Here is a 24,192-nt window from a genome sequence, read left to right as displayed (position 1 = left end):
AATTAAAATCGAATAGCCCAATTAATGGGTTTATTGGCGATCCCATTGCAAAGATAACGCCGCTTCGCGACTTCACGCGCGGCACGGCGATTGCAGGAGAAACCTTACCGCGGCGTGTTTCGTTTTCTCATTTCACGCGCCGCGTTCAAAACTCAGGGAGACGGCGATGAAAGTATCGAAGAAAGGATTGTTGATTTCGGCCCTTATGCTGGGCCTCTCGGGCGGCGCGTTCGCGCAGGGCAACGGAGGCGGAACGGCCGGCGGCAATGGTGCGGGCCAGGGCGGCACCGGAATGAGCACGCCGAACGCGGGCGGCGTGACGGGATCGACTTCGGGCGCGACGGGGTCGAGCACGATGAGCGCGCCGTCGAGCAGCAAGCACATGAAGAAGTCGAAGAAGGCCACCAACGCTGGCGGCAGCGATGGCGATGCATCCGGAAGCATGCAAAAGTCGAACTGATCGAAGTCGATCGCTGTATCGACCGACGTCAAACGCCCGGCCCGCGCGGCCGGGCGTTGCTTTATGGGCACCGGATAATCGTCATTTTTGCGTGCTAAAGTGGCCGCACGAAATTCGGGGCGAGTGAACGATGGCAACGCTTTACGATACGCTCGGTGTGCACGACAAGGCCACCGAAGAAGAAATCAAGCGCGCGTACCGGAAGGCGGCGATGCGCTGGCATCCCGACCGCAACGCGGGTCACGAAGACGCGGCGCGGGCGGCGTTTCAGGAAATTCGCGACGCCTACGCCATCCTCTCCGACCGTGGGCAGCGCGAGGTATACGACGCGATTTTCGCGGCGGAGATGCGTCGCTGGGAGGACGAGCATCAGCGCGAGGAACGCGAGCGTGAGGAGCGCGAAGCGGCGGCGCGAGCAGCGGCGGAGGCGGTGTATGCCGAACGCATCGCGCTCGCGATGCGTTTCGCGACGCAGGGATTCAATCGCGATGTGGTATTCGGCGTGTTGCTCGGGCACGAATGCGAGGCGAGCGTCGCGCGGCAGATCGCGGAAAGTGCGGTGGCGTTGCATGAGTCGCGCATTCAGGCCGAGCGCGAGCCTGAACCCGATGAAATGAAGCCCGGCGAGCCGGAAGCGAAGCCAGCTAGTGCGCCGTTCGGATCGTTCTGGTATCAGTTTCTCAATGGGCTGCGCGCGTGAAATATCAATAAAAAACCCCCTTCCGGGGGTTTTTATTTCGTAGCAGGTTCTAACAGTTGTACTTAAAGGCGCTAATTGTCCTTAAGGGTTCGAAAAATTCTTATAAATCAACGGCCCGCTCGACCATCAGCCTTGCTGCCGCGAACGCTCATGTGTTGTACCTAGAAAAGTCCGTTCAGTTAGCGCAGTTCTAACAGTTATGCTTAAGCATGAACTCGTCAGGCCGGACTCTCGTCTGCCTCGTTGGGTTCGCCGATAAAATCGTCGAACGATAGGTGTGAAAACTTGGCAGCAGCCTGAGAAATCTTCCGCTTCGAAACCGGATTGATGACATCAATCGGAGCCGCCATCGGATGCTCCAGAAAGTGTTGCTTCACGACCTTCCGAAGGTCGGGGAACTTCTTCACCGATTCTTCGATGTCTTGCGCAAGCACGACCTTGATGTTGTACCGGCTCGGGTCCACGTTTGCCTGTGCGTCCGCGATTCTTCTTTGAGATTCCGGCGAAAGCTCGCCAGTGAGCCACAGTTCGAAAGTGAGCGTGAGATTCTGGAACTCGGGATGGTCGAGCGTTTGTCTTCGGACGCTCGGGATGCGCTTGGTCAGCCAGGCCTCAATTTCTTCATCCGGCAATCGGTTGCCGGGTATCAGCCCCCTGCATTCAATGAATCGAATCTCTTGGCCCGGTACGACTACCCTGACATCTACTTCGGCAACGTCCTTGCCACCCTTACGATAAATCATGTTCATGACGATGGTCGCGCTGGCCACCGTCCTGCGCATCACGTCTGCGACGATAAACTCAAACAGCGCCCCACGTAGCGTGCCGGCGGCGCCCGCGACCTTTCCAAGCTTGTCGAACAGCTGAGAGAATTTTTCGGGGTCGACTGCTTCTGTCGCTGCTTGCACGAGCGTGCCGCTCAATTCCATCAGTGCGCGGGCCACGTCGGTACCGAACAACGACTCTGAGGTCGCGGGAATAATTCCTTCGCGCCGGATAGCTTCGAGGGCTTCGCGGGTATAGCGGTGGGCGACGAAGAACTGCAGCGTGCGGACGTTGCGCACCTGGCGTAGCGTTCTGCATTTGTATATGAAGGGCTGGAGGTCGTTCAACCCGACCTCATCCTTCAGGAGCACGTCCAGAACCATAAAACCGGGTTTTGGGCGGCCGGCGCTCCAAGTCGCAAGCGCACTGACATATGACGGCGCCGTCAGGTCCCACTGAAAAACCGAGACGGTAGGTGCGGCACCCACTTGGCAGTTTCGCAGCTTGAAGCTCCCGTAGCTGCCGAGCCCCAGTTTCGCCGCCCACTCCTGAACGGACTCGAGGAGCACGGTTTCCGCTATAAGTCGAGCGCGTATCCCAGGGAGCAGTTCATCAAGCGACGTGTCCTTCTTGGCGAATGCGAAGCACTCGCCCAAGCCCGGCACCTCTATGGTCTGGAACAACTCGGTGTCCACAAGGTCCTGCCAGACACGCTCGAACGAGATTTGCCGGTCGCCGGACGAGATGCCTGCCGCCGATGCTAGATGTGCCAGCGGAAGTAGGCCGCCGCGCGCACCAAGGGCTCGAATCACTCGCGCGTAGGCCCCGTTACCTTCTTGAAGCGCTTCGGCTAATCGCGTCCAGAATTTGGTGCTCCCGTATTGCGCAGCGGTATACAGAAACTTGGCACGGCGGGCGAATGGCAGCTTCAGCTCGCGCACTGACTTGCTTCGCCGTTCGACTTTCTTTCGAGCTGCTGCGGGCGTAATGCCCAACCATGTTTCAAGACCGACAGCAAGCTGGCTGCTTAACTGCGGCCCATCTTTAGCCAGCAGCTCAAGGATTTCATCACTCATTGCCTATTTCCTGTCACAGAGCGCTATTTATAATAGCAAGGCGGAGTGACTGCGGCTCGCAAATTTTTGTTTGAGCCGTCAAAAATATTGTTTAAAAACAATTACTTGACCGATGCTCTCTGATTTCTGTCGTCAAAATTCGTGCGGAACGCTGTCACAGTATGCCTAGCAACTCGTCGATTGCCTCCTACCGCTCCGCCCTCGAGGTGAGCGCTGGGACGCTCGCTGGAGACGGGGCTGGACGCCTACGCGCCGAGGCGTTGCGATGCGGCACGCAAATGTGCGGCCAAGATTGCGTCGTATTCATCGTCGAAGTCAGCATCGATAACGACCGTACCATCTTCTGTCAGGAACACTTCCGACTTCACAGCCTCAAACTGCTCCCGTTCCGCATCGACGTTTGCGGTCACGCCTTCCGCTCTTGCAAAGCGCTTCCTATCTTGACGTACCTTCGCGTTCTTGCGAGCTCCGCGAATCGTCTCGGCTTCGAGAACCGTATCGACCTTCTTACTCGAGCGCCGATGGTGGTCGCTCACCTTCTTCTGCGCCTTGTTCGTGAGCATATTCATGTGATGGCGATGCCGGCCTTTCTCAACTTCATCCTCTGTCGTCAGTGCAGCGTCATCCAGGTTTCGAAGCTCAGCAGCTTTCCAGGTAACCCTTTCGAGCATCAACTCATCTTGCTCCACAAGTCTCAACTCGCCGCGGGTACCGCGATTGTCCCGCCACTGAAGCGTCGTCGCATGAACTCCGACACGCTTGTACTCAATTTTCATCTTTTCTGACTTGCTAACCCGGGTGGCCATAAAGTCATCGTAGTAGTTGTCAAGCTCATCAGACCTCCATCGCATCGATAGGTAAGCAACCTTCCCGCCGCGAACCGTACCGTCGCGCCAGGGGATGAACTTCTCCCAAGCCTCGCGCTCAGTAAGTTCGACCTTTTGGTCGCCGATGCGCGCGGCTTGGTGATACTGCCAGAGAGCGGTAGGATTGATACGGTGGCAGCCGTTCATGCGCATGGTGTCGCTCCGCAGATGGCGTCTCTTTGCAAAGCGATTGACGTGCTGGATGGCCAGCAGGACCAACTCCTCCAATTGCTCCACCGTGATGGGCGTTTCTTTTCTTGCGCGGTCGCGAAGGTCTTTCGAGAGAATATCGCGCTGCCGTGTGTATGCACCGCGTGCTTCCGCCATCAGCCGTAACATGATGCCGTTCAGGCTCTCACCGGTTCCCTTTTTCTCGCCTGCTGCTGGGGGCGCCAGGTACATGATGAGATGCATCTCCTTGCACGCCGTGTCGATAACGGCATCGCTCGCACCTGCGCCATTGTCGACAAAGACGCCATCTATAGACCCATGCGGCAAGTCCTCGACGTCGTGGAGACCGAGTTCCCGGGCACGCGGGGCTTTGTCAATATAGATGGATGCTATGCATCGGCGAAAGGATTCATTGTCCTCGCCAGCCATCGCGATTTCATACCCGACCACAGCTCCGGTCCGCCGAGAGACAGCGAAGATGATGGTCACGAAGATTGGTTCAATCTTATCAGCGACGAGCGCCGCGACAGGAACCTTGGCAACAAAGCCATCAACGTCAACAATTTCGAGAGTCATGTCCAGAGTCAGGTGCGTCGCCTGCCCGGACTTTGAGGATAAATATTTCCGCGACAGCCGGCGACCAAGTTGTCTGCGTTTGGCGTCCGTCGCCGCAAGGATGTATTTGTTGACGTGGTAGAGGAACTGCTTCCAGCTGGGAATCAGGCGCTCGGGATACTTCTCATACTGGTCGCTCACCATCGCGCTGTACGCGTTTGTGAGCGTCATCTTTTCGCCGATGAAGTATTTTTCGATAGCAGCGACAAATTTGGCGAAGTCTGCTGGACGCACATGGGTTTTGCGCATCATTCGCGGATGCCCCAGGTACTTAGTTTTGTCGTCGGCGATTTTCTCCAACCGCGTGCTCGGGCCGGGACGCCGGGTGTTTACTGCTATGCGCTGTTGGCCTGCTCCGCCTCTACGGTCGGTTCGTTTAATCAGTGCGCGCGGTACGCCACCGTAAGCGCAGTGTCTGTAGAAATATTCGAGGATTGTGGACTGGTAACCTGGAGGCTGCCCCATGTTCTGCCAGACGTGACGCAGCGCCTCCCTCCTGGCGTTCGGGTCGCTCAAGATGAACGGATTGAACATGTCCTTTGGTGCACCGTTGTAGTCGACCGTAACATCCGAATAGGCCTTGACGATAGACTTCCTACGGTCAAGGCCAACCAAGCTCGCATCGGAGACAGGAATAGACTCCTTTTGGATTTCATCCGGCGTGAAAATGTCTGAAATGGAGTAGACATCGCTCAGTGGGTCTTCATCACCGTCGAGAATCCATCGCTCCCAATGACCACCTCCGTATAGTGTGCCGCTTCCGCTTCCCGCGACCAGACGGAGAACATAGAGGTGGCGATTGTTTGCGTCCCACGTTACTGCCCGATAAAAGGCACCCCCGTTATCACGTCTGCGGGCAAACAATTTCATCGGAACCAGCCCGGAGGGCCATGCTCGCCGATGGTAGCTTTCAATGATGCGTGCTGCGAACGCTTCGTCCGTAATGATGCGAGGGGGAGGAACGGGCGAGCTTTCCTTCGCCGCGGGAGGCATGATATGCGAGCGCATGAGCTTCTCCTTGAAGCACGGCCGGCTGAAGCGCCGGCCTGAATGAAAACGTTTAAGCGAGCGGAATCGGGAGTCGCGTGTCGACGCGCTTCGAGTGGTCCAACGTTACGAATCCGTGCGACACAGCCGATACGAAAAGATGAACCACTGTGTTCATGCTGACGCCCATGCTCTCCGCGCGACGCTCCAGTACAGCTTCGAGGGTTCCGCGAACGCTATGAGTCATCAGGTTGTCTGCAAACTGTTTGGAGCGCTCATAAAGATGGCGCACCTTTTCGCTCTTTGCCATTGACCACAGTGCGGCGCAGTTCGCGAGCTCGCGGCTCGGAATTGCGTTGGAGCGCAGCATCTCCCACGTCCAGTCCCGGCCAGCGCAGATTGTGCGCTCCTTGATTATTCGGTCCTCATCCTTCTTCTCAAGAACGTGGCGAGCGTGCTTAACGCTCACGACGTGGTAGCGCAGTGTGTGCAGATTCGGATGCCAATAAGTGAGCACCAAATCAAACGTGAGCAAGTCCGAGCGATTCATCTTTTTACCCGTGGCCTGCGCTCGTAGATATGCCTCTTCGGTGTAGTACGGATACTGCTCACGAATGTCGACCACGTACGGATGGAACATCAACGCGAGCTGAATTGTGAACTCACCCATCGAAAGGGCTTGTAGAAGCCGATTTTCTTTGAGGCTTGGTAACACTCCGCGCGTTGCAAGTGATGGCTTCCGTGCTTCCAGTATCGATTCGTACCGCTCCCCAGTCTCCCAGTTGTATTCATCGAAGGGCTCGACCACAAGGCCAGGAGGTGTAGCGAAGGGACGCGGCAAATCAAGAATCGCGAATTTGGTCTGCTCGATTAGCTTTACGTGCTCTGAAGAGCAATCAGAGCTGGTCTGCGCAGTCTCAGGCTTCGGTATGATGGTCGCAGCCTCACGAATGTAAGGTTGACGATGGTAGCCCGTCGCTCGGGGCTTGCGGGCCGGCTCTTTGTAAGCGTCGAGCACAAAATCGAACTCAGGCCGTTTATCTGAGGGATTTCGCATGACTGGCGCAATCATTCGAATGCCTGTGCCGCCTTAGGCACATCTTGTTGTGCGTCGCTACACAATAGAAAGTCAACCAAGGGCGCAACCGGACTCTGGTTCGGCTGCCGTCGGTTTTCTCGCGGACGCCGCTTTGCCGTATCGGTCCTTTCGAGTGCACGCACTATTTCTGTCCCTTTCGTAGATACGGGGCGGCCCACTCTGGTGCACCAGTCATCCCGACTCTCGGAGTGGTTCGTCAACGCTTCGTCGGTCAGCGGGAAGAGATGACGGTACTGGGTCTTTTTGGAAAGGATAGTGCCCGCCAGAAGTCTCTTCGTCGAAACCTGCCTTCCGCATCCACTTCGCGCGAATTTCAGGGCGAGACTTACTACCCGCTCCGATAGTAGTTTGTCAATCACCTTGTTTCTGTCGGCGTCAAAGGTGATTTCTGGCACGCTTTCTCCGGCCGCCCTGAGCGATTTGACTGTTGGCGCGTATTGTCCGGGGCATGCCAGCTCCTTCCGAATCCCCCTATGGTTGAGATGCGGCATGTTTTCGCGAATGGCAATGTATTTGAGTTGTGCTCTCGCTGCCAACGACTCGCGATTTCTTTCGACAAAGCTACGGGTCTTGCGCGATGCGTATGTGAGAAGTTCCAGTTCAAGCCGCTGTCCTCCCGGCTTCCGCTTCAACGGCCTGAATTGAATGTCGTCTGCATTCATTTCCTCGATAGCGTTTTCGACGTTAGTCCAACCGTCGAAAAGAGCCATCAGCAGCGCGGAACTTTGCAACGGATTTAAGTAAACGAGTTTCCCCGTGAGACGGTCATTCGACAGGCCCTCGGTAGACAGAACGCCGCACCGTTCAAGAAGTCTCTTTGTCGAATGATTGGAAAGGTAGGCATGGGCGAGCTTCGTCTGCCTCACGTCAAACTCACTAAGCCCCAACTCTCGAGTACGACGTCGGACCACTTCGCCAATCGAATCACGATTCAAGCCAGGCATGTAGTCGGGGCAGAGCAACAGATTACTAACTCGATGAAGCTCTATCTCATGCTCCTCCTGGGACGACGACATCCCCGATACTTCATCAAGTGGCTTGAGTCCGCAGCCACAATGCTTCCCGGGCCATACGAGTTTGTTGTGGTTTTGTATGACCGCGCATTCTTCGCATCCGACCTCCAATGGGCGCCTGTGTTCTGAGCAAAACAGCAGTCCCGGCACCATGTTGGCCCGGTTCCAGTATGGTGTACCGCAGAGGGCAATGTTCGACTTTGCGCATTCAGGGCACAGGGTAGGAAGCACTCGAAACCTGCCACCGTTTGGACCATTCATGCCTAGAGGCGCCATGATTCCGGGCACGTACTCATGTTGAGTGTGTTTGATAATCACGTCGGTTTGCTCTGGGGTAGCCGTCCTCAGTTGCAGAGGCAGGAAGGTGTGGTGCCCGCGAAGGTCCTCAAACGTGCCGATGACATCTTTGAAGGGCTCGATGTAGCGGTCAAGACCGCTCGGCGCGTACCACGTTCCGGTCACCACATCGTGATGGGCATTCGCACTGGTTCTCGAAAAATACTTTGTTAGTAGTTCACCCTCTTCAATCGGGAAGTAGGCGCTGGGGAGTTTAAAATCTGTCATCGATTGCTGGGCAAGCGGCCCGTTAGCGTTTGGTGTGCGCGCGGACGGTTTCCGGGCGAAGATTGGCGATGCGCGCGATAGAGCTATCGGCTTGAGCGCAGGCACCCGGAGCGACCGTGTTCAATGCGTGCGTCACCCTGCGGGTAACGAAAATGCGCTTCCTTCCAGGAAGCTGAGCATGGGGGCCGGCCCCGCCTAGCCGCTCGGAGATTTGAGAAAAAGCGTGGTCACGCATTCCGAAGGCGAGCCGGCTTTGATACGAAGATGGAAGCGGCGGCCTGCCATGTTTCGATGCGCGATAATCCTCCGGCGTCGATGAAATGAACGTCTCGACCGCGGTCGGCGGCGCCTTCAACCGTCTCCCGCCATGCCGACGAATCTTCGATACCTCGTTGAGCTTGAGCCACGCCCGGTCATTGCGATACAACCAAGCCCAGGCCGCCGACGAGAGGCGACGAATCAATGAGCGCGAAGTGCCTTTATGCTGCGCGCACGTGGAGAGCCACTGAGACCGGTGCTCCTCGACCTCCCTCTGCTCCTTCGCAGTCTGTGGTGCAAGCGGTCGAGTACGTCGTGCACGCAAGGGAAGTGTGTCGGCCTCGGTCCCGAACATCGCAAGCAGAACAACCATGGTCGGATGGATGGGACGACCGCGTGCTGCATTGCGGATAGCAGACTCAACGTAGTCTCCTTCTTCTGTGATGTGAGTAAGGCGCGGGTCTTCGAATCCAGAAGAAAAGAAGCGTTGAAAGTCGCTCCGCAGGCTGGCTAGACTCCAACGGTTAGACTCGTTGAGGTAGCGGCGCTCGGTGAGAAGTCGTGCAATTTCCGACCAAGCCGTTTGCCTGTTGAATGAGCGAGTCGCTAGGTCAGTCGCCCACCGCGCGTATCTCACCGAGTTCTGGTGCGCGGCCTCAGACACGGGATGTATGAGTAGCGCTTCAAGTCGGCTTCCCGCACCGCCACACCTAAGCAACGCGTCATGGTGAATGCATCGCGTGACGTAGTCGATGCAGTGAGTCGTATGGTTCGCCGAACGACCAAGAAGCCGCTGGTCCAATCGCGCGCATTCTGGGCACTCTAACTCGGTACGGTTGCCGCATTGACAAAGCGCATCGAGCGAGGGACATGGAGTGCGGACCCGGCCGTCGGTAAGCGCACGCATTAGGGCCTCACGCGACAGTGCCGTCATGCCAATGGCGTGCCATTCGGCAAGGCTGTTGGCAACCAGGACAACGGCCGGTGGGCCGTAGTAGTTCTCGGTTATTGCGCAGAACCGACTTGCCCTGCATGGCAGCGAGTTCGCGATAGGGGTTGAGTGCCGACAGAACGACGCGTAGGCGAGCTTCGCGTCTCGGGAATCGGTCGTTTGAGCAACCATTTTGAGTATGGAACAGGCGCTCTCGGCTTCGGCCGCGGCGAAGAACGTGTACGTGCTCACGCGTCCGTCTCCTCGGGCTTCCTGGCAGGCGGGCTGCCAGACTGTGCGAGTTCACGGTTCACATCCGTCATCAGTCTATTGATGAGAGCGGCTGCGGTCATGATGGAGCCGCTCTGAGAAGAGTCATTGTCGCTGTCAAGCGCAAGAATTGACTGCACGACCGTCGGGAGTTCGAGCCAATCGCTGAACCACCTGATACGACCGAGAGTGAACGTACCGGAGCGCCGTGCGCGACGTACCGCCTCGAGCATCGGTTGCTGCAACAGGAGCGCCTGATGAGCGTATGCGAAGAACTGTGCCTTCGACAGCTCGGCCTTGCCGCCAGTTGCCCACGTTCCGGCAACGAAGGCTCCGACTGTTGATTTCCACTGGAAACTGACCCACTGTTTTCATCTAAAATTGACCCACCCCTGAAGCGCCAAAGCGCTACTCTGGTGCGTCGATTTCTGTCTTTTCTGCGGGTTTAGGTGAGGCTTTACGGGCGATGGCTCGTTTCGCCGGTTGCCCTGCGCTGCTGTTCCGGAAGCGCCACGAGTTGTTTCCTGTTTCTACAATATGGCAATGATGCGTTAAGCGGTCTAGCAGGGCTGTTGTCATCTTCGCATCACCGAATACGTTCGACCACTCCGTGAAGCTCAGGTTGGTCGTCAGAACGATGCTGGTGCGCTCGTAAAGCTTGTTGAACAGATGGAACAGCAATGCGCCTCCTGTCTGAGTAAAGGGCAAGTAGCCCAACTCATCAAGAATTACAGCATCCACATACATCAGCCGATTGGCGAGTTGCCCCGGTTTGCCCGCTACCTTCTCCGCTTCTAACAAGTTCACCAGTTCGACAGTGGAGTAGAACCGGACCCGCTTGCCGTACTGCTGGACTGCCTCGATACCAATAGCAGTTGCGAGATGCGTTTTGCCAGTTCCCGGGCCGCCGATAAAGACGATGTTTTGAGCGGACTCGCTGAACTTTAGTGTGTGAAGCTCCCGAACAAGGTTCTCATCGACGCTGGCTTCCGCAAACTCAAAGCCAGCCAAGTCCCGATGCGCTGGGAAGCGTGCCGCAGTCATTTGATACGCAATGGACCGGACTGCCCGCTCCGCCGTCTCAGCCTTCAGAAGCTGGCGCATGAAGTCCTCTGGGTCAAACTCGTTGTGACGCGCCTGAGCCAACAATTCAGGCCAGGTTTGTGCCATGCCGTGCAGCTTCAGCGCTTTCAATTGTGTGGCGGTTTCAATCGACATGGCCTTTCTCCTCTGGCGGCAAGTAACGAAGTTGCTCATAGCGGTGAACGTCTGCGAGCGGCTCGACCTTCAGTCGCAATGCGGTCTGAACGACTTCTCCGCCAGACGACCGAGTGGTGCTTTTTAGACGCGCAAGAATGTTGAGCACATGGTCGCCGCTTGGGCGACCTGATTCCAACGCTAATTCCACAGCAACCAGGACTGCTTCGAGGCCATGAACCGGCGTCGCCGACAACACCTGCACCATCACGCGGTCCCCACCTTCCTGCCGAAGCAGGTGACGCTGTAGTCTCTGCATAGGCTCCGGCATCGTCAGGAACGGTGCGCCGTTACGCAGTGCACCCGGTTTCATCGCGACCAACGCGACGTAGTGCTGCCAGTCGTAGAAGGTCTGGTAACGGTCGAAACTGCGCGGGTGGCGTGCGACCTCCTCGCCGTCTGCGACGACGCTCAGGTAGGTTGGATAGATGCGCAGACTCGCAACCTGATTAGCGTGCTTCGTGGGCACGCTGTAGCGGTTGCGCTGGAAGTGAATCAGGCTCGTAGAGGAAACACGAACGGGCTGCTCGATGTAGCCATCGAACGGTTTCGGATTGGCCATGAGTTGCGGCCGTTCCTCTTGCAGTACGTCGGCGACAGTCAGCTCCGGCCATTGGGGGTGACGCAGCTCCTGCCAAGCCGCTTTGCAGCGTTCGCCAAGCCAGATGTTCAGAACGTCGAGTGACTCCCAGCGCTGGCGAATTGCTTCATGCCAAATTTGCCGTCGTCGGTCTTGGACGTTCTTTTCGACGATGCCTTTCTCCCAACCGGCTGCTCGATTACAGAACTCCGGCTCGAACAGGTAGTGGCCGCACATCGTGTGGAAACGCGCATTGATTGCCCGCTCCTTGCCCGGGCCGACCTTGTCGACGGCGGTCTTCATGTTGTCGTATATGCCTCGACGCGGAACGCCACCCAACGCCTGAAACGAACGTGCGTGCGCGTCGAACAACATCTCATGACTCTGCGTGTAATAGGCAACAAGCCAGAAGGCGCGGCTGGCGGCCAACTTTAAGTGCGCGACCTCAAGCCGCTTGCGCAAGCCCCCAACGAAGACGTATTCGCAGCTCCAGTCAAACTGGAATGCTTCGCCATATTCAAACGCCATCGGGACAAACGCACCGCGCGGAGATTGTTCCTTTGCCTCGCTCCAGGCCCGAATGAAAGCGCAGATACGCCCATAGCTTCCGTCGTAACCAGCAGCGCGGAGGTCTTCATACATCTGCCGTCCGGTGCGGCGGTCGCGCTTAGGCCGCCGAGTGTCCGCGACGAGCCACATTCGCAATTGCTCGGACCATGGGTCTACCACACTGCGGTTCACGCGTTTGGGGTAGCGCGGCACATCCTCTTTCGGCTCTCTCAACCACTGCCGAACAGTATTTCTGGATAAGCCCGTGCGCCGGGATATGTCTCGGATAGAGACGCCGTCGCGGAAGTGCATCCGCCGAATCTTGGCCAACATGCTCACCGTAATCACTCCGGTTCTCCGCTCGGGCTACCGAGCGGACATTCGAACATGTGGGTCAATTTTCGATGAAAACTTTTAACCCAAGTGGGTCAGTTTTGCATGGCCATCAACATACGACGTTAGCCGCTATGTCGACTTGACGCCCGCAGACTTCCGTGCGAAGAGTCTGGCGAAGGGCTACATGCGGAACTACCGCGGGTTGAGCGTCTCCGAAATGATTCAGCGGTTCACGCCGGAAATTGTTGCGCAATATCTGCCATTCGTCGAATGGACGAGGGAGGACTATGCGGGCATTGGGCAGTTTCTCGCTGCAAACATTGGCAGATTTCAAAATTCGAATTATTCAACAGCGTTCCGCAAGCTGGCGTGTCTCTACGACCGTGCCGTGTATGGATGGGAATAGAACGAATTTAAGACATTTGCTAAGCCTGTACTGGCTATAGCTCAACAGAAATTTCGACTGACAGCCGCAAGCCCACCGAGCAGAGGCGACATATCGACAAGTCGTCGCGCAACCAAGTGGCGAACCTCGCCCTCGCATTGCCACGTCCCGTAGCTGCCCAACATAGAACAACTTATACGGACCGGTCACAAGTGAATTTCGAACTCTTCGAGAAATACGAATCTGCAATCCGGGACTACCGAGGCCCACAAGGCGACCCGCTATCTGCATCCCTTCGCATGCACGGCAACGGCGACCTGGTGGTGTATTACGCGCCGTTCGAGTGGGTGAATCCCTCGGCGAAGCTGGTGCTTGTGGACGCTACGCCCTGGAAGGCGCAGGCCGACATTGCGTTGACCGAGGCGAACCGCGCACTGCTCGAGGGTGCTCCCGCCTCCGAGGTGTTACGCCGCGCCACCCTCGCCGCCGCCTTTGCCGGTGTGACGCGCCAACGCGTCGTTGCGCTCCTCGACCATATCGGCGTGCATCGGTGGTTGAGTCTGAGTTCAAGTGCAGACTTGTTCGGCGAAGCGGGCGGCTTGTTGCAGGTGTCGTCCGTGCTTCAGTTTCCCGTATTCAAAAACGGCGAGAACTTCAGGGCCGGTTGGCATCCCGAAAGAGACCCGATGCTGCGCCTGCAAATGCGAAGCCACTTCGGGAATATGGCTAAAGCGATGCCAGAAGCCGTCTTCATTCCGGTGGGAGCGGCTGCGTCGAGAGGCATCGAGTGGCTGACCAAAGATGGCTTCGTGAGCATGGAACGAGTGCTTCATGGTCTCCCCCATCCACGCAAAGAAGAACCCGACCGCACGGCGTATTTCCTGGGCGAGAAGGAACGCGCTGACCTAAACGACAAAACACATCCCGACAAGATTGATGCGGCGCGTGATTACCTGCGGAGCGCGGTCGCGGCACTGAAGTGAGTTGGTCGCAGCTAGGCGGGAGTGCGGCTTGGCGCTCGGTGGAGACAAATGCGAATAACGAGCGTCCGGAAAACGGGGACGGAGCCACAAACGCTAACTAACGGGATGTATTTGCCCGCGTTGGTGGCGTCCTTGAGCTGTTGCGTCCTGGTTCTATTAGTTACCCTTAAGCCCCGCCACGCCTAGGTTTCCCGGCGGTCCGATGGGCTTAAGGATAACTTTTGCAGACGCTTTAAGTATAACTATTAGAAGTTGCCATTCGCCAACGTCACCGTCCCAAAATCACTCCACCGTCACCGATTTCGCCAGATTCCGCGGCTTATCCACATCCGTCCCGCGCGCGCACGCCGTGTGATACGCCAGCAATTGCAACGGCACGACGTGAAGGATGGGCGAAAGCTGGCCGTAGTGTTCCGGCATCCGGATCACGTGAATGCCTTCCTCGCTGACGATCCGCGTGTCGGCATCCGCGAACACATACAATTCGCCGCCACGCGCGCGCACTTCCTGCATGTTCGACTTCAGCTTTTCCAGCAGCGTGTCGTTCGGCGCGACAGTTACAACCGGCATCGCCTCGGTCACGAGCGCGAGCGGGCCGTGCTTCAATTCGCCCGCCGGATAAGCCTCGGCGTGGATATACGAGATTTCCTTGAGCTTCAACGCCCCTTCGAGCGCGATCGGATAGTGCAACCCGCGCCCGAGGAACAGTGCATTTTCCTTCCGCGAGAATTCCTCCGCCCACGCAATGATCTGCGGCTCCAGCGCCAGAACGCTATTCAACGCCGCCGGCAAATGCCGCAATTGCGCAAGATATTCCGCTTCCTGCTTAGACGTTACATGGCCGCGCATCTTGCCGAGCGTGACCGCGAGCACGAACAAGCCGACCAGTTGCGTTGTAAACGCCTTAGTCGATGCCACGCCGATTTCCGTCCCCGCGTGCGTCAGGAACGCGAGTTCGGTGAGCCGCACCATTGCGCTCGTTGCGACGTTGCAGACCGCCAGCGTGTGCTTGTGCCCGAGCGATTGCGCGTGTTTCAGCGCGGCGAGCGTGTCCGCGGTTTCGCCCGATTGCGAAATCACCGTCACCAGTTGCCGCGGATTCGGCACCGATTCGCGATATCGGTATTCGCTCGCAATCTCCACTTGCGTCGGAATCTTGGCGATGGATTCGAGCCAGTATTTCGCCGTCATCGCCGAATACGAACTCGTTCCGCACGCCAGAATCAGCAAGCTGTCGATATCGCCGAACACGTCGCCCGCCTTCGCGCCGAAAATACCCGGATCGAAGGTTTCGCCTTGCGGAATGGTGTCGGTGATCGCGCGCGGCTGCTCGAAGATTTCCTTCTGCATGTAGTGCCGGTACGGTCCCAGTTCGACCGCGCCGCCATAAGCCGCCACCACGCGTACTTCGCGCTTCGCCGGCAGGCCGTCACGATCGACGATCTTCACGCCGTCCAGCGTCAGTTCCACCACGTCGCCTTCTTCGAGGAACGCGAACCGGTCGGTGCTACCCGCGAGCGCGAGCGCATCGGAGGCGAGGAAGTTCTCACCCTCGCCCACACCGACGACGAGCGGCGAACCCTGCCGCGCGCCCACCACGGTATGCGGCTGCGCCTTGTGGAACACGGCAATCGCATACGCGCCGTGCAACTGCCTGGCGGCATCGCGCACGGTCTGAAACAGGTCGCCGCGATACAGGCTGTGGATCAGATGCGCGATCACTTCGGTGTCGGTCTGCGACACGAATTCGTAGCCCTTGCCTCGCAGCATCTCGCGCAGCGACTCGTAATTCTCGATGATGCCGTTGTGCACCAGCGCGAGTTCGTCGCGCGAGAAAATCGGGTGCGCGTTCGCCGTCACCGGCGCGCCGTGCGTCGCCCAGCGCGTGTGGGCAATGCCCGTAACGCCTTCGAGATGCGTCTCGCGCACTTGCGCGTCCAGGTCCGCGACCCGCGCCACGCTGCGCGCGCGCTTCGGCTCGCCGCCGCTCAGCACCGCGACGCCGCACGAATCGTAGCCGCGGTATTCGAGACGGCGCAGCCCTTCGACCAGCACCGGAACGATGTTACGTTGCGCAACCGCGCCGACAATTCCGCACATGGGATCTCATCCTTTGCAATGATGTTTTCGGGCGCTCGGCCGGCGGATCGAAGTCCGAATGCCGGCGGGCGCACCTGTTCTACGTACTTTCAGGTCTTTTTTGGCTTTACAGGCCGCACGTAACCGTCTTTTGCGATCTGCGATTTCTCGTTGAGCACCAGCTTCCCCGGCTCGACGTCCTTCCAGACCGTCGTCCCCGCCGCGATCGTCACGCCTTTGCCGATCCGCACCGGCGCGACGAGTTGCGTATCCGAACCGACGAACACGTCGTCTTCGATCACCGTGCGGAATTTGTTCGCGCCGTCGTAATTACAGGTGATCGTGCCCGCGCCGATATTCACGCGCGCGCCGATATCCGAGTCGCCGATATAGGTCAGGTGGTTCGCCTTCGAACCGTGGCCCATCACCGCGTTCTTCACTTCGACGAAATTGCCGACGTGCGTTTCGTCGCCGAGCTGCGCGCCCGGGCGCAGCCGCGCGTACGGTCCGAGCACGACGTTCGCGCCGGTCGTGCCGCCTTCGATATGCGTGAACGCGTCGATACGCGTGCCCGCGCCGATGGTCGCATCGCGAATCACGCAATTCGGGCCGATCTTCACGTTATCCGCGAGACTCACGCGGCCTTCGAACACGCAATTCACGTCGATCGACACATCGCGGCCGCATTCGAGCGTACCGCGCACGTCGATCCGCGCCGGGTCCGCGAGCGTCACGCCCGCCACCAGCAGCGCTTCGGCGACATTGCCCTGATGGATGCGCTCCAGTTCGGCCAACTGCTGCTTGCTGTTCACGCCGAGCGTCTCCCACTCTTCGTCCGGCTGCGCGGTCACGATCTCGACGCCCGCTTCCAGCGCGCGCTCGACGACATCCGTGAGATAGAACTCGCCCTGCGCGTTGTCGTTTTTCAGCGACGCCAGCCAGCCGGCGAGCTGCGCCGTCGGCGTGACGATGATGCCGGTATTGATTTCGGCGATCGCAAGTTCGGCCGCGCTCGCGTCCTTCTGCTCGACGATCTTCACGACCGAACCGTCGGCCTGACGCACGATCCGGCCGTAGCCGGCCGGGTCGTCGAGCGTGACGGTGAGAATGCCATAGCGCTCCGTACCTGCCGCTGCAATGAGCCGCTGCAACGTGCTCGCGCGCGTGAGCGGCACGTCGCCGTAAAGAACAAGAGTCGGAACGGAGGGATCGACGAGCGGCAAGGCCTGCTGGACAGCGTGACCGGTGCCGAGCTGCTGTTCCTGCACGGCGAACTGGACATCGGGCGCGGCGACCGCTTCCCGGACCTTCTCCGCGCCATGTCCGATCACGACCACGAGCCGCGTGGGTTCGAGCGAACGCGCGGTTTCGATGACATGAGACAGGAGCGGCCGGCCGGCCAGAGGATGGAGCACTTTGGGCAAGGCGGATCGCATGCGCTTGCCGGTGCCTGCCGCCAATATCACGATGTTCATGGCGTCAGCTTCGTATGAAGGTTTATGAGACTTGAATATAACATGCAGCCCCGCGCCTCAGAATGCCGCGCGGGCTGCATCTGCGCTGGTGCGAGGGTTAGCGCACGTCGTCGAATTGAACGATGGAAATGGACTGCTCGCCGCTCTCCGCGCCGCTTGCGCACGGCTCTTCGTCGAACGCGATGTCGCCTTGCGCGTCCGGCTCGCCCGTCGCCCGTAAACCGGCGAACGGAAACAGCGTGTGATCCATCAAATGCGACGGCACGACCTTGCCGAGCGCGTTGAACATATTTTCGACCCGGCCCGGAAAGCGCTTGTCCCAGTCGCGGATCAGCGCCTTCATTTCCGCGCGCTTCAGGTTCGGCTGGCTGCCGCACAAATTGCATGGAATGATAGGGAATTCGCGCAACGCCGCGTATTTCTCCAGGTCCGTTTCCTTCACGTAAGCGAGCGGACGGATCACGACGTTCTTGCCGTCGTCGGATTGCAGTTTGGGCGGCATGCCCTTCAGCTTGCCGCCGTAGAACATGTTCAGCAGCAGCGTTTGCAGAATGTCGTCGCGATGATGGCCGAGCGCGATCTTGGTCGCGCCCAGTTCGCCCGCGACGCGATACAGAATGCCGCGGCGCAGCCGCGAACACAGCGAACAGGTCGTCTTGCCTTCCGGCACGAGGCGCTTGACGATGCTGTACGTATCCTGATTCTCGATATGGAACGGAATGTCGAGCTTCGCGAGATATTCCGGCAGGATGTGTTCGGGATAACCGGGCTGCTTTTGATCGAGATTGACGGCGACGATATCGAAATTGATCGGCGCGCGCTCGCGCAGGCGCATCAGGATTTCGAGCATCGCGTAGCTGTCCTTGCCGCCGGACAGGCACACCATGACCTTGTCGCCTTCCTCGATCATGTTGAAATCGCCGATCGCCTGGCCGACCTGGCGCGCAAGCCGCTTGAACAGCTTGTTGTTCTCGTAGGCTTCCTTCTGCTCGCGACGCGTCAGCGCCTCGCGCGCGGGCCGCGCTGCGGGCGAGTCGGCGTCGGCGTCTTGCGCGGCGTTTTGGTCCAGTTCGACGGGCGAATTCATGCTCAAACCTCTTTGATACGGAAAACTTCGACGCCAACCGCGTCGCAATCGGGATAAACATCCGGCTTTTCAGTCGATACGACCACCGCGCGCACCTGCGGATGCGCGAGCAGTTGCGCGGCGACGTCGTCGCAGAGCGTTTCCTGCAAATGAATGTGGCCTTGCGCGACGCGTTTCGCGATGGTCGAACGCATGAAATCGTAATCGACGACTTCGCGCAGTTTGTCCGCGACCGGCGTGGACAGCGCGAGCGGCACGTACAACTCGACATTGATCACGACGCGCTGCTCGCCCTGCTTCTCGAAGTCATGCACGCCGATATTGATGCGCACTTCGTAGTTGCGCAGAAAAAGCCGCCGGCAATCGGCGAGCCGGGGATGCGAAAGTGCCGCAAGCATGGTCGTTTCCAGTTAATTCGCGCCGATTCGCGGCGCGTAAAGCAAATTCGGTTTGGAGGCGAACGGGCGATCAGCCGCGTTCGCCCATCATGTACATCACGTCGCGCGGGCTCGGCACCAGGTGTTGCCCGCCATCCACGACCAGCGTCGTGCCGGTCACGCCCGGCGCATCGGCGAGAAAGCACGCCGCCGCCGCGACGTCTTCCACGCGCGAGGCGCGCCCGAGCGGCGTCACGCGGTGCGCCTTCTCGAACTGCTCGGGCGTCTGTCCGGCGGAAATCACCGTCAATCCGGGCGCGAGCCCGACCACTCGCAGTTTTGGCGCCAACGCCTGCGCGAGCGCGACGGTCGCGTTGTCGAGCGCGGCCTTGGTGAGCGTGTACGACAGGTAATCCGGGTTCATGTTGTACAGCTTCTGGTCGAGCACATTGATCACGACGCCGCGCAGGCTTTCATCGTCGATAGCGGCGTCCGGCACGATTTCATGCAGCGCGCGCGCCAGCGTGAGCGGCGCGGCGAGGTTGATCGCGGTCATTTCCAGCAGCTTCGCGTAGCCGAAATCGTTCGCGGTGTCTTCGTCGAAACGCGATGCCGAGTTCACCACGCAAGTCAGGCCGCCGAGCGACTCCACGCACGCCGGGACGAGCTGACGCGTTTGCGATTCCACGGCCAGATCGGCCTGCAACACGACGGCGCGCCGCCCGAGCGCGCGAATTTCATCCGCGACCGCGTGCGCGTCGTCCGCCGATTCGCCGTAATGCACGGCGACATCCCAGCCGCGCGCGGCGAACGCCAGCGCGATACCGCGCCCGATGCGTTTCGCCGCGCCGGTCACGAGCACGACGCGCGCGGTGGCCTGACCCGACGGGTCAGACGGGTCAGACGGGACGGAAACCGAAGTAGAAACGCTCATTTACAATGCCGGAATGAATCCGAATGCTCTCCAATCCGACAGTTTACCTGCTCCCGGCCCCGACGCGCTCGCGCAATCGGCGGCGCTCGTCGCGCTAATCCATGCGGAAATCGACGCTCGCGGCGGCTGGCTGCCGTTCGCCCGCTATATGGAACTGGCGCTCTACGCGCCCGGCCTCGGCTACTACAGCGGCGGCGCGATGAAATTCGGCCGGCGCGCCGAGGACGGCAGCGATTTCGTCACCGCGCCCGAACTCTCGCCGCTGTTCGCGGCGACGCTCGCGCGGCCTATCGCCGAGGCGCTGCACGCGAGCGGCACGCGCGACCTGGTGGAATTCGGCGCGGGCACGGGCAAGCTGGCGGCTGGCCTGCTCATCGCGCTCACTGAACTCGACGTGCCGTTCGACAGCTACGCGATCGTGGATTTGTCGGGAGAATTGCGTGAACGCCAGCGCGCGACAATCGAAGCCGATGCGCCCGCGCTCGCCGCCAAAGTGAAATGGCTGGACGCGTTGCCCGAGCATTTCGACGGCGTGGTGATCGGCAATGAAGTGCTCGATGCGATGCCGGTGCGGCTTGTCGTGCGCAAGCTGGGCGCGTGGCACGAGCGCGGCGTGATCCGCCACGGCGCGACTTTCGCGTTCCTCGACAGACCGCTGGACGCGGACCCGCTCGTCGCCATCATCGATGAAGCGATCGACGCGACGAACGACGAACCGTTCGTGGAATACGTGACGGAGACGCACGAGGCGGCGCTCGCGTTCACGAAGACCATCTGCGCGATGCTCACGCGCGGCGCGGCGTTTTTGATCGACTATGGATTTCCGCGCCACGAGTTTTATCACGCGCAGCGCGCTGGGGGCACGCTGATGTGCCATTACCGGCATCGCGCGCACGCCGATCCGTTTCTTTTTCCCGGCTTGCAGGACATTACGGCGCACGTTGAATTCACCGGCATTGCCGAAGCGGGCGTTGAGACCGGCGCCGATTTGCTCGGCTTTACCACGCAGGCGCGTTTTCTGATGAACGCGGGGATTACCGACGTGCTCGGGCAGATCGATCCCGACGACTTTAAGCGCTTTTTGCCTGCGGCCAATGCGGTGCAGAAGTTGTTGTCGGAGGCCGAGATGGGGGAGTTGTTTAAGGTGATCGCGTTTTCGCGCGGGATTGGCGATACGGTTCGGGCTTTTGCCTTTGGCGACCGTTCGCACACGTTGTAGTTTGCTGGCGCTTCGGGGATTTGGTTTGCTGGCGCTTGGGGATTTGGTTTGCTGGCGCTCGGGGATTTGGTTTGCTGGCGCTCGGGGTTTTGGTTTGCCTGCGCTTCTCGGGAACTTGCACTGGGTTTTGGTTTGCTCGCGCTCTCCGCTTTTGCTTGCCTGTGCTTTCTGAGAACTTGCTTTCGTGTAGGTTTATTAGCACGCCCCTGTGCGGGGCAGCAGTCACTTTCTTTGCTGCTGCAAAGAAAGTAACCAAAGAAAGCAGCTTATCCGTCTAAGTGTCCACCACGAACCGTATCCGGGAGTGGCGCGCAAGCTGATTCGGCCATCGCAACACTCAACAGAGTGGAGCCGCTCATTCATCCCCGCAGGCACGAAGTGCCTGCCGGAACGGCATAACCGCAAAACCAAACCGAACCGAACCGAACTGAACCGAACGAACCGAACCAGACCAACCCAACCCAACCCAACCCAAACCGACCGCTGGTTGTTAGATCCGCCCGTCGTCCGAGTGTAGCGAGGATGGAACTGACAGGTGCTGTGCCAACATGAGTGAATGCGAGTTATGCGAGTCAGCCTGCGCGCCTATCCCTGTTGTTATTCGGGGTGGACACTTAGGCGGATAAGCTGCTTTCTTTGGTTACTTTCTTTGCAGCAGCAAAGAAAGTGACTGCTGCCCCGCACAGGGGCGTGCTAATAAACCTACACGAAAGCAAGTTCCCAAGAAGCACAGAACAACCAAAACAAAAGCGCCAGCAACCCGAGTTAGCGAGGATGGAACTGACAGGTGCTGTGCCAATATGAGTGAATGCGAGTTATGCGAGTCAGCCTGCGCGCCTATCCGCGCGGTTATTCGGGGTGGACACTTAGGCGGATAAGCTGCTTTATTTGGTTACTTTCTTTGCAGCAGCAAAGAAAGTGACTGCTGCCCCGCACAGGGGCGTGCTAATAAACCTACACGAAAGCAAATTCCATAGAAGCACTGAACAACAAAAGCAACGAGCGCCAGCAACCCGAGAACCGGGCAAGTTCCATAGAAGCACAGAACAACAATTCCCGAGCGCCAGCACCCCCAAAAAGGCACCTTATGATCCGCTGGCTACTGACCACCTTCATCGCCCTGTCGATTCTCTCGGCCTGCTGGCCGTGGCTGCGCAAACTCGGCATCGGCCGGCTACCCGGCGATTTCACCCTGCGCATTTTCGGGCGCGAATATCCGTTCCCGTTCATGTCCACGATCCTGCTCTCGATCGTGCTTTCGCTGATCGCCCGCGCGCTCTAGCCCTTCAATTCGCCGCCGAGCGCCGCCTGCACCGCCGCGACCCGCGCGTCATGCACGGCATCCTTGATCCTCGCGGGTGCGCTCGCGTGTTGCTGCGCCACCGCCCCCGCATCCACCGCGCGCGCCGCGACCAACGCATCGCGCAAACGCTCGGCCTGCGGATACGGCTGCTGCGACAAACCGAGCCGCCCACGAGCATCGGCGAGACACGCCTGCAAGGCCTCCGCGAACCGCGCGGGCTTGCGCAGCGCGTCGCATCGCTCGAACAGGCGCACCAGCGCCGCCGCGCCCATGTCCATCACGCGATGAATGTTGCCATGCTCGCGCGCGACCAAAAGCGCGAGATCGCGGCAGTCGTTCGGCACGCGCAGCCTTTCGCACAATGGCCGCAATAGATCGACACTGCGCCCTTCATGGCCGATGTGACGCGGCAAAATATCGTCGGGCGTCGTGGCCTTGCCGAGATCGTGGGTCAGCGCGGCAAAGCGCACCGGCAGCGCGAAACCCTGCGACGCGGCGTAGTCCACCACCATCATGACGTGTACGCCGGTATCGACTTCGGGATGGTAATCGGCGCGTTGCGGCACGCCCCATAACGCGTCCACCTCCGGCAAGATGCGCGGCAGCGCGCCGCAGTCGCGCAAAACCTCGAACATCCGCGACGGCGTCCTTTCCATCAGCCCGCGCGACACTTCCTGCCACACACGCTCGGGCACGAGCGCGTCCACTTCGCCCGCTTCGACCATGCGCCGCATCAGCGCGCGCGTTTCATCGGCGACGGTGAAATCGGCGAAGCGCGCCGCGAAACGTGCGATGCGCAGAATCCGCACCGGATCTTCGACAAACGCATCACCCACGTGCCGGAACAGCCGCGCCGTCAGATCCGACTGACCGTCGAACGGGTCGATCACCGGGCCGGTCAGTTCGCCGTCGGGCCGCACTTCGCGCGCCATCGCGTTAATTGTCAGATCGCGGCGCGCCAAATCTTCTTCGAGCGTCACGTCAGGCGCGTAGAAAAACTGGAAGCCGTGATAGCCCGCCGCCGTCTTGCGCTCGGTGCGGGCGAGCGCGTATTCCTCGTGCGTGTCGGGATGCAGAAACACGGGGAAATCCTTGCCGACCGGACGAAAACCCTTCGCGACCATCTGCTCCGGCGTCGCGCCGACCACCACGTAATCGCGATCCTGCACCGGCACGCCGAGCAATTCGTCGCGAATCGCGCCGCCCACCGCGTAGATATTCATTGCTCGCTCAGCGCGCCGTCGATCCACGCGCGCACCGCCGGCAGCGCGCTCAGGCGTTCGACGTAACCGCGCGCCGTCGTGCCGAGCAACGGCGCGTAGGTGTTGAAACGCATTGCGACCGGCGCGAACATCGCGTCCGCGATGCTGAATTCGCCGAACAGAAACGGACCGCCCGACGCGGCGAGGCATTCGCCCCAGATCGACTCGATCCGCGCGATATTCGCCAGCGCGCCCGGCGTCGCGCCCTGGCCCGGCGCTTTCGTGTGAATTTCCATCGGCATGTTCTCGCGCAACTCGCCGAAACCCGCGTGCATTTCCGCGCTGACGCTGCGGGCGCGCGCCCGCGCGGCGGCATCGCGCGGCCAGAGCGCATGCTCCGGAAAGCGCTCGGCGAGCGTCTCCATGATCGCGAGCGATTCCCACACGGCATCGCCGCTATCGGTGACAAGGCACGGCACCTTGCCCGACGGCGAATACCGCTCGATATTCGCTTTCGATTCCGGCCGGCCCAACCGGATCAGCGTTTCCTCGAAGGGAATGGCGAAGTGCTGGAGCACGATCCAGGGCCGCATCGACCACGACGAGACATTCTTGTCACCGATAACGAGTTTCATAAGCACGCAGCACATT

General features: G+C 59.5%; 19 protein-coding genes. 5 read left to right on the top strand and 14 right to left on the bottom strand.

The annotated features are described in order from the left end of the window. The first annotated feature begins 166 nt into the window (after positions 1 to 166). Together AC3D25_RS16535 and AC3D25_RS16530 are read left to right on the top strand one after the other, a co-directional pair. Positions 167 to 460, top strand: a complete 294-nt coding sequence (locus AC3D25_RS16535) for a hypothetical protein (RefSeq protein WP_488889432.1) — start codon at positions 167 to 169, stop codon at positions 458 to 460. Positions 461 to 590: 130 nt separating this feature from the next. Beyond that, positions 591 to 1,160: a J domain-containing protein gene (locus tag AC3D25_RS16530; protein WP_488889431.1), complete on the top strand. Its 570-nt coding sequence runs from the start codon at positions 591 to 593 to the stop codon at positions 1,158 to 1,160. Between the two features lie 218 nt (positions 1,161 to 1,378). Here the strand turns inward: AC3D25_RS16530 and AC3D25_RS16525 are convergent, their stop codons facing one another. From AC3D25_RS16525 to istA, 7 genes are all read right to left on the bottom strand, one after another. Next, entirely contained in the window at positions 1,379 to 3,001 is a 1,623-nt protein-coding gene (locus AC3D25_RS16525; protein WP_488889430.1) for a hypothetical protein, read from the bottom strand. A gap of 245 nt (positions 3,002 to 3,246) precedes the next feature. Further along, a complete protein-coding gene (locus tag AC3D25_RS16520) occupies positions 3,247 to 5,661 on the bottom strand; it encodes a hypothetical protein (protein ID WP_488889429.1) in 2,415 nt (804 codons plus the stop codon). A 52-nt stretch (positions 5,662 to 5,713) separates the two neighbouring features. Next, positions 5,714 to 6,712 carry a PDDEXK family nuclease gene (locus tag AC3D25_RS16515; RefSeq protein WP_488889428.1) on the bottom strand — a complete coding sequence of 333 codons (999 nt, stop codon included), beginning with the start codon at positions 6,710 to 6,712 and terminating at the stop codon, positions 5,714 to 5,716. Beyond that, positions 6,709 to 8,316, bottom strand: coding sequence for a hypothetical protein (locus AC3D25_RS16510; RefSeq protein WP_488889427.1), 1,608 nt, complete (start codon positions 8,314 to 8,316; stop codon positions 6,709 to 6,711). The genes AC3D25_RS16515 and AC3D25_RS16510 overlap by 4 nt, the downstream gene beginning before the upstream one ends. A gap of 22 nt (positions 8,317 to 8,338) precedes the next feature. Beyond that, positions 8,339 to 9,757, bottom strand: coding sequence for a TnsD family Tn7-like transposition protein (locus AC3D25_RS16505; RefSeq protein WP_488889426.1), 1,419 nt, complete (start codon positions 9,755 to 9,757; stop codon positions 8,339 to 8,341). A 426-nt stretch (positions 9,758 to 10,183) separates the two neighbouring features. After that, positions 10,184 to 10,993: an IS21-like element helper ATPase IstB gene (gene istB / locus AC3D25_RS16500; protein WP_488889254.1), complete on the bottom strand. Its 810-nt coding sequence runs from the start codon at positions 10,991 to 10,993 to the stop codon at positions 10,184 to 10,186. After that, a complete protein-coding gene (istA, locus tag AC3D25_RS16495) occupies positions 10,983 to 12,500 on the bottom strand; it encodes an IS21 family transposase (protein ID WP_488889255.1) in 1,518 nt (505 codons plus the stop codon). Before istA ends, istB begins: the two co-directional genes overlap by 11 nt. A gap of 594 nt (positions 12,501 to 13,094) precedes the next feature. On the opposite strand from istA, the gene AC3D25_RS16490 reads away from it, so the two are divergent. After that, positions 13,095 to 13,865 (top strand): hypothetical protein, encoded by a 771-nt coding sequence (locus AC3D25_RS16490; protein ID WP_488889425.1) that lies wholly within the window; start codon positions 13,095 to 13,097, stop codon positions 13,863 to 13,865. Positions 13,866 to 14,147: 282 nt separating this feature from the next. Here AC3D25_RS16490 and glmS read toward each other — a convergent pair whose 3' ends face one another. From glmS to AC3D25_RS16465, 5 genes are all read right to left on the bottom strand, one after another. Beyond that, positions 14,148 to 15,965, bottom strand: coding sequence for a glutamine--fructose-6-phosphate transaminase (isomerizing) (gene glmS, locus AC3D25_RS16485; RefSeq protein WP_488889424.1), 1,818 nt, complete (start codon positions 15,963 to 15,965; stop codon positions 14,148 to 14,150). 89 nt (positions 15,966 to 16,054) lie between these two features. Beyond that, positions 16,055 to 17,419, bottom strand: coding sequence for a bifunctional UDP-N-acetylglucosamine diphosphorylase/glucosamine-1-phosphate N-acetyltransferase GlmU (gene glmU / locus AC3D25_RS16480; protein WP_488889423.1), 1,365 nt, complete (start codon positions 17,417 to 17,419; stop codon positions 16,055 to 16,057). A gap of 97 nt (positions 17,420 to 17,516) precedes the next feature. Continuing rightward, positions 17,517 to 18,506, bottom strand: a complete 990-nt coding sequence (gene ttcA / locus AC3D25_RS16475; protein ID WP_488889422.1) for a tRNA 2-thiocytidine(32) synthetase TtcA — start codon at positions 18,504 to 18,506, stop codon at positions 17,517 to 17,519. 2 nt (positions 18,507 to 18,508) lie between these two features. Next, complete coding sequence (locus AC3D25_RS16470) at positions 18,509 to 18,904, bottom strand: dihydroneopterin aldolase (protein WP_488889421.1); 396 nt, start codon at positions 18,902 to 18,904, stop codon at positions 18,509 to 18,511. Between the two features lie 70 nt (positions 18,905 to 18,974). Next, positions 18,975 to 19,817: an SDR family oxidoreductase gene (locus AC3D25_RS16465; RefSeq protein WP_488889420.1), complete on the bottom strand. Its 843-nt coding sequence runs from the start codon at positions 19,815 to 19,817 to the stop codon at positions 18,975 to 18,977. A gap of 13 nt (positions 19,818 to 19,830) precedes the next feature. Here AC3D25_RS16465 and AC3D25_RS16460 point away from each other — a divergent pair, with 13 nt between their 5' ends. Both AC3D25_RS16460 and AC3D25_RS16455 read left to right on the top strand, forming a co-directional pair. Then, positions 19,831 to 21,036 (top strand): class I SAM-dependent methyltransferase, encoded by a 1,206-nt coding sequence (locus tag AC3D25_RS16460; protein WP_488889419.1) that lies wholly within the window; start codon positions 19,831 to 19,833, stop codon positions 21,034 to 21,036. Between the two features lie 1,087 nt (positions 21,037 to 22,123). After that, positions 22,124 to 22,318, top strand: coding sequence for a DUF2905 domain-containing protein (locus AC3D25_RS16455; protein ID WP_488889418.1), 195 nt, complete (start codon positions 22,124 to 22,126; stop codon positions 22,316 to 22,318). Here the strand turns inward: AC3D25_RS16455 and AC3D25_RS16450 are convergent. Continuing rightward, positions 22,315 to 23,562 (bottom strand): multifunctional CCA addition/repair protein, encoded by a 1,248-nt coding sequence (locus AC3D25_RS16450; protein WP_488889417.1) that lies wholly within the window; start codon positions 23,560 to 23,562, stop codon positions 22,315 to 22,317. The genes AC3D25_RS16455 and AC3D25_RS16450 overlap by 4 nt on opposite strands. After that, positions 23,559 to 24,176, bottom strand: coding sequence for a glutathione S-transferase family protein (locus AC3D25_RS16445; protein ID WP_488889416.1), 618 nt, complete (start codon positions 24,174 to 24,176; stop codon positions 23,559 to 23,561). The genes AC3D25_RS16450 and AC3D25_RS16445 overlap by 4 nt, the downstream gene beginning before the upstream one ends. Positions 24,177 to 24,192 lie beyond the last annotated feature (16 nt).

Source organism: Caballeronia sp. SL1002 (assembly GCF_057814995.1).
This window is presented reverse-complemented; position numbering and strand designations above follow the sequence as displayed.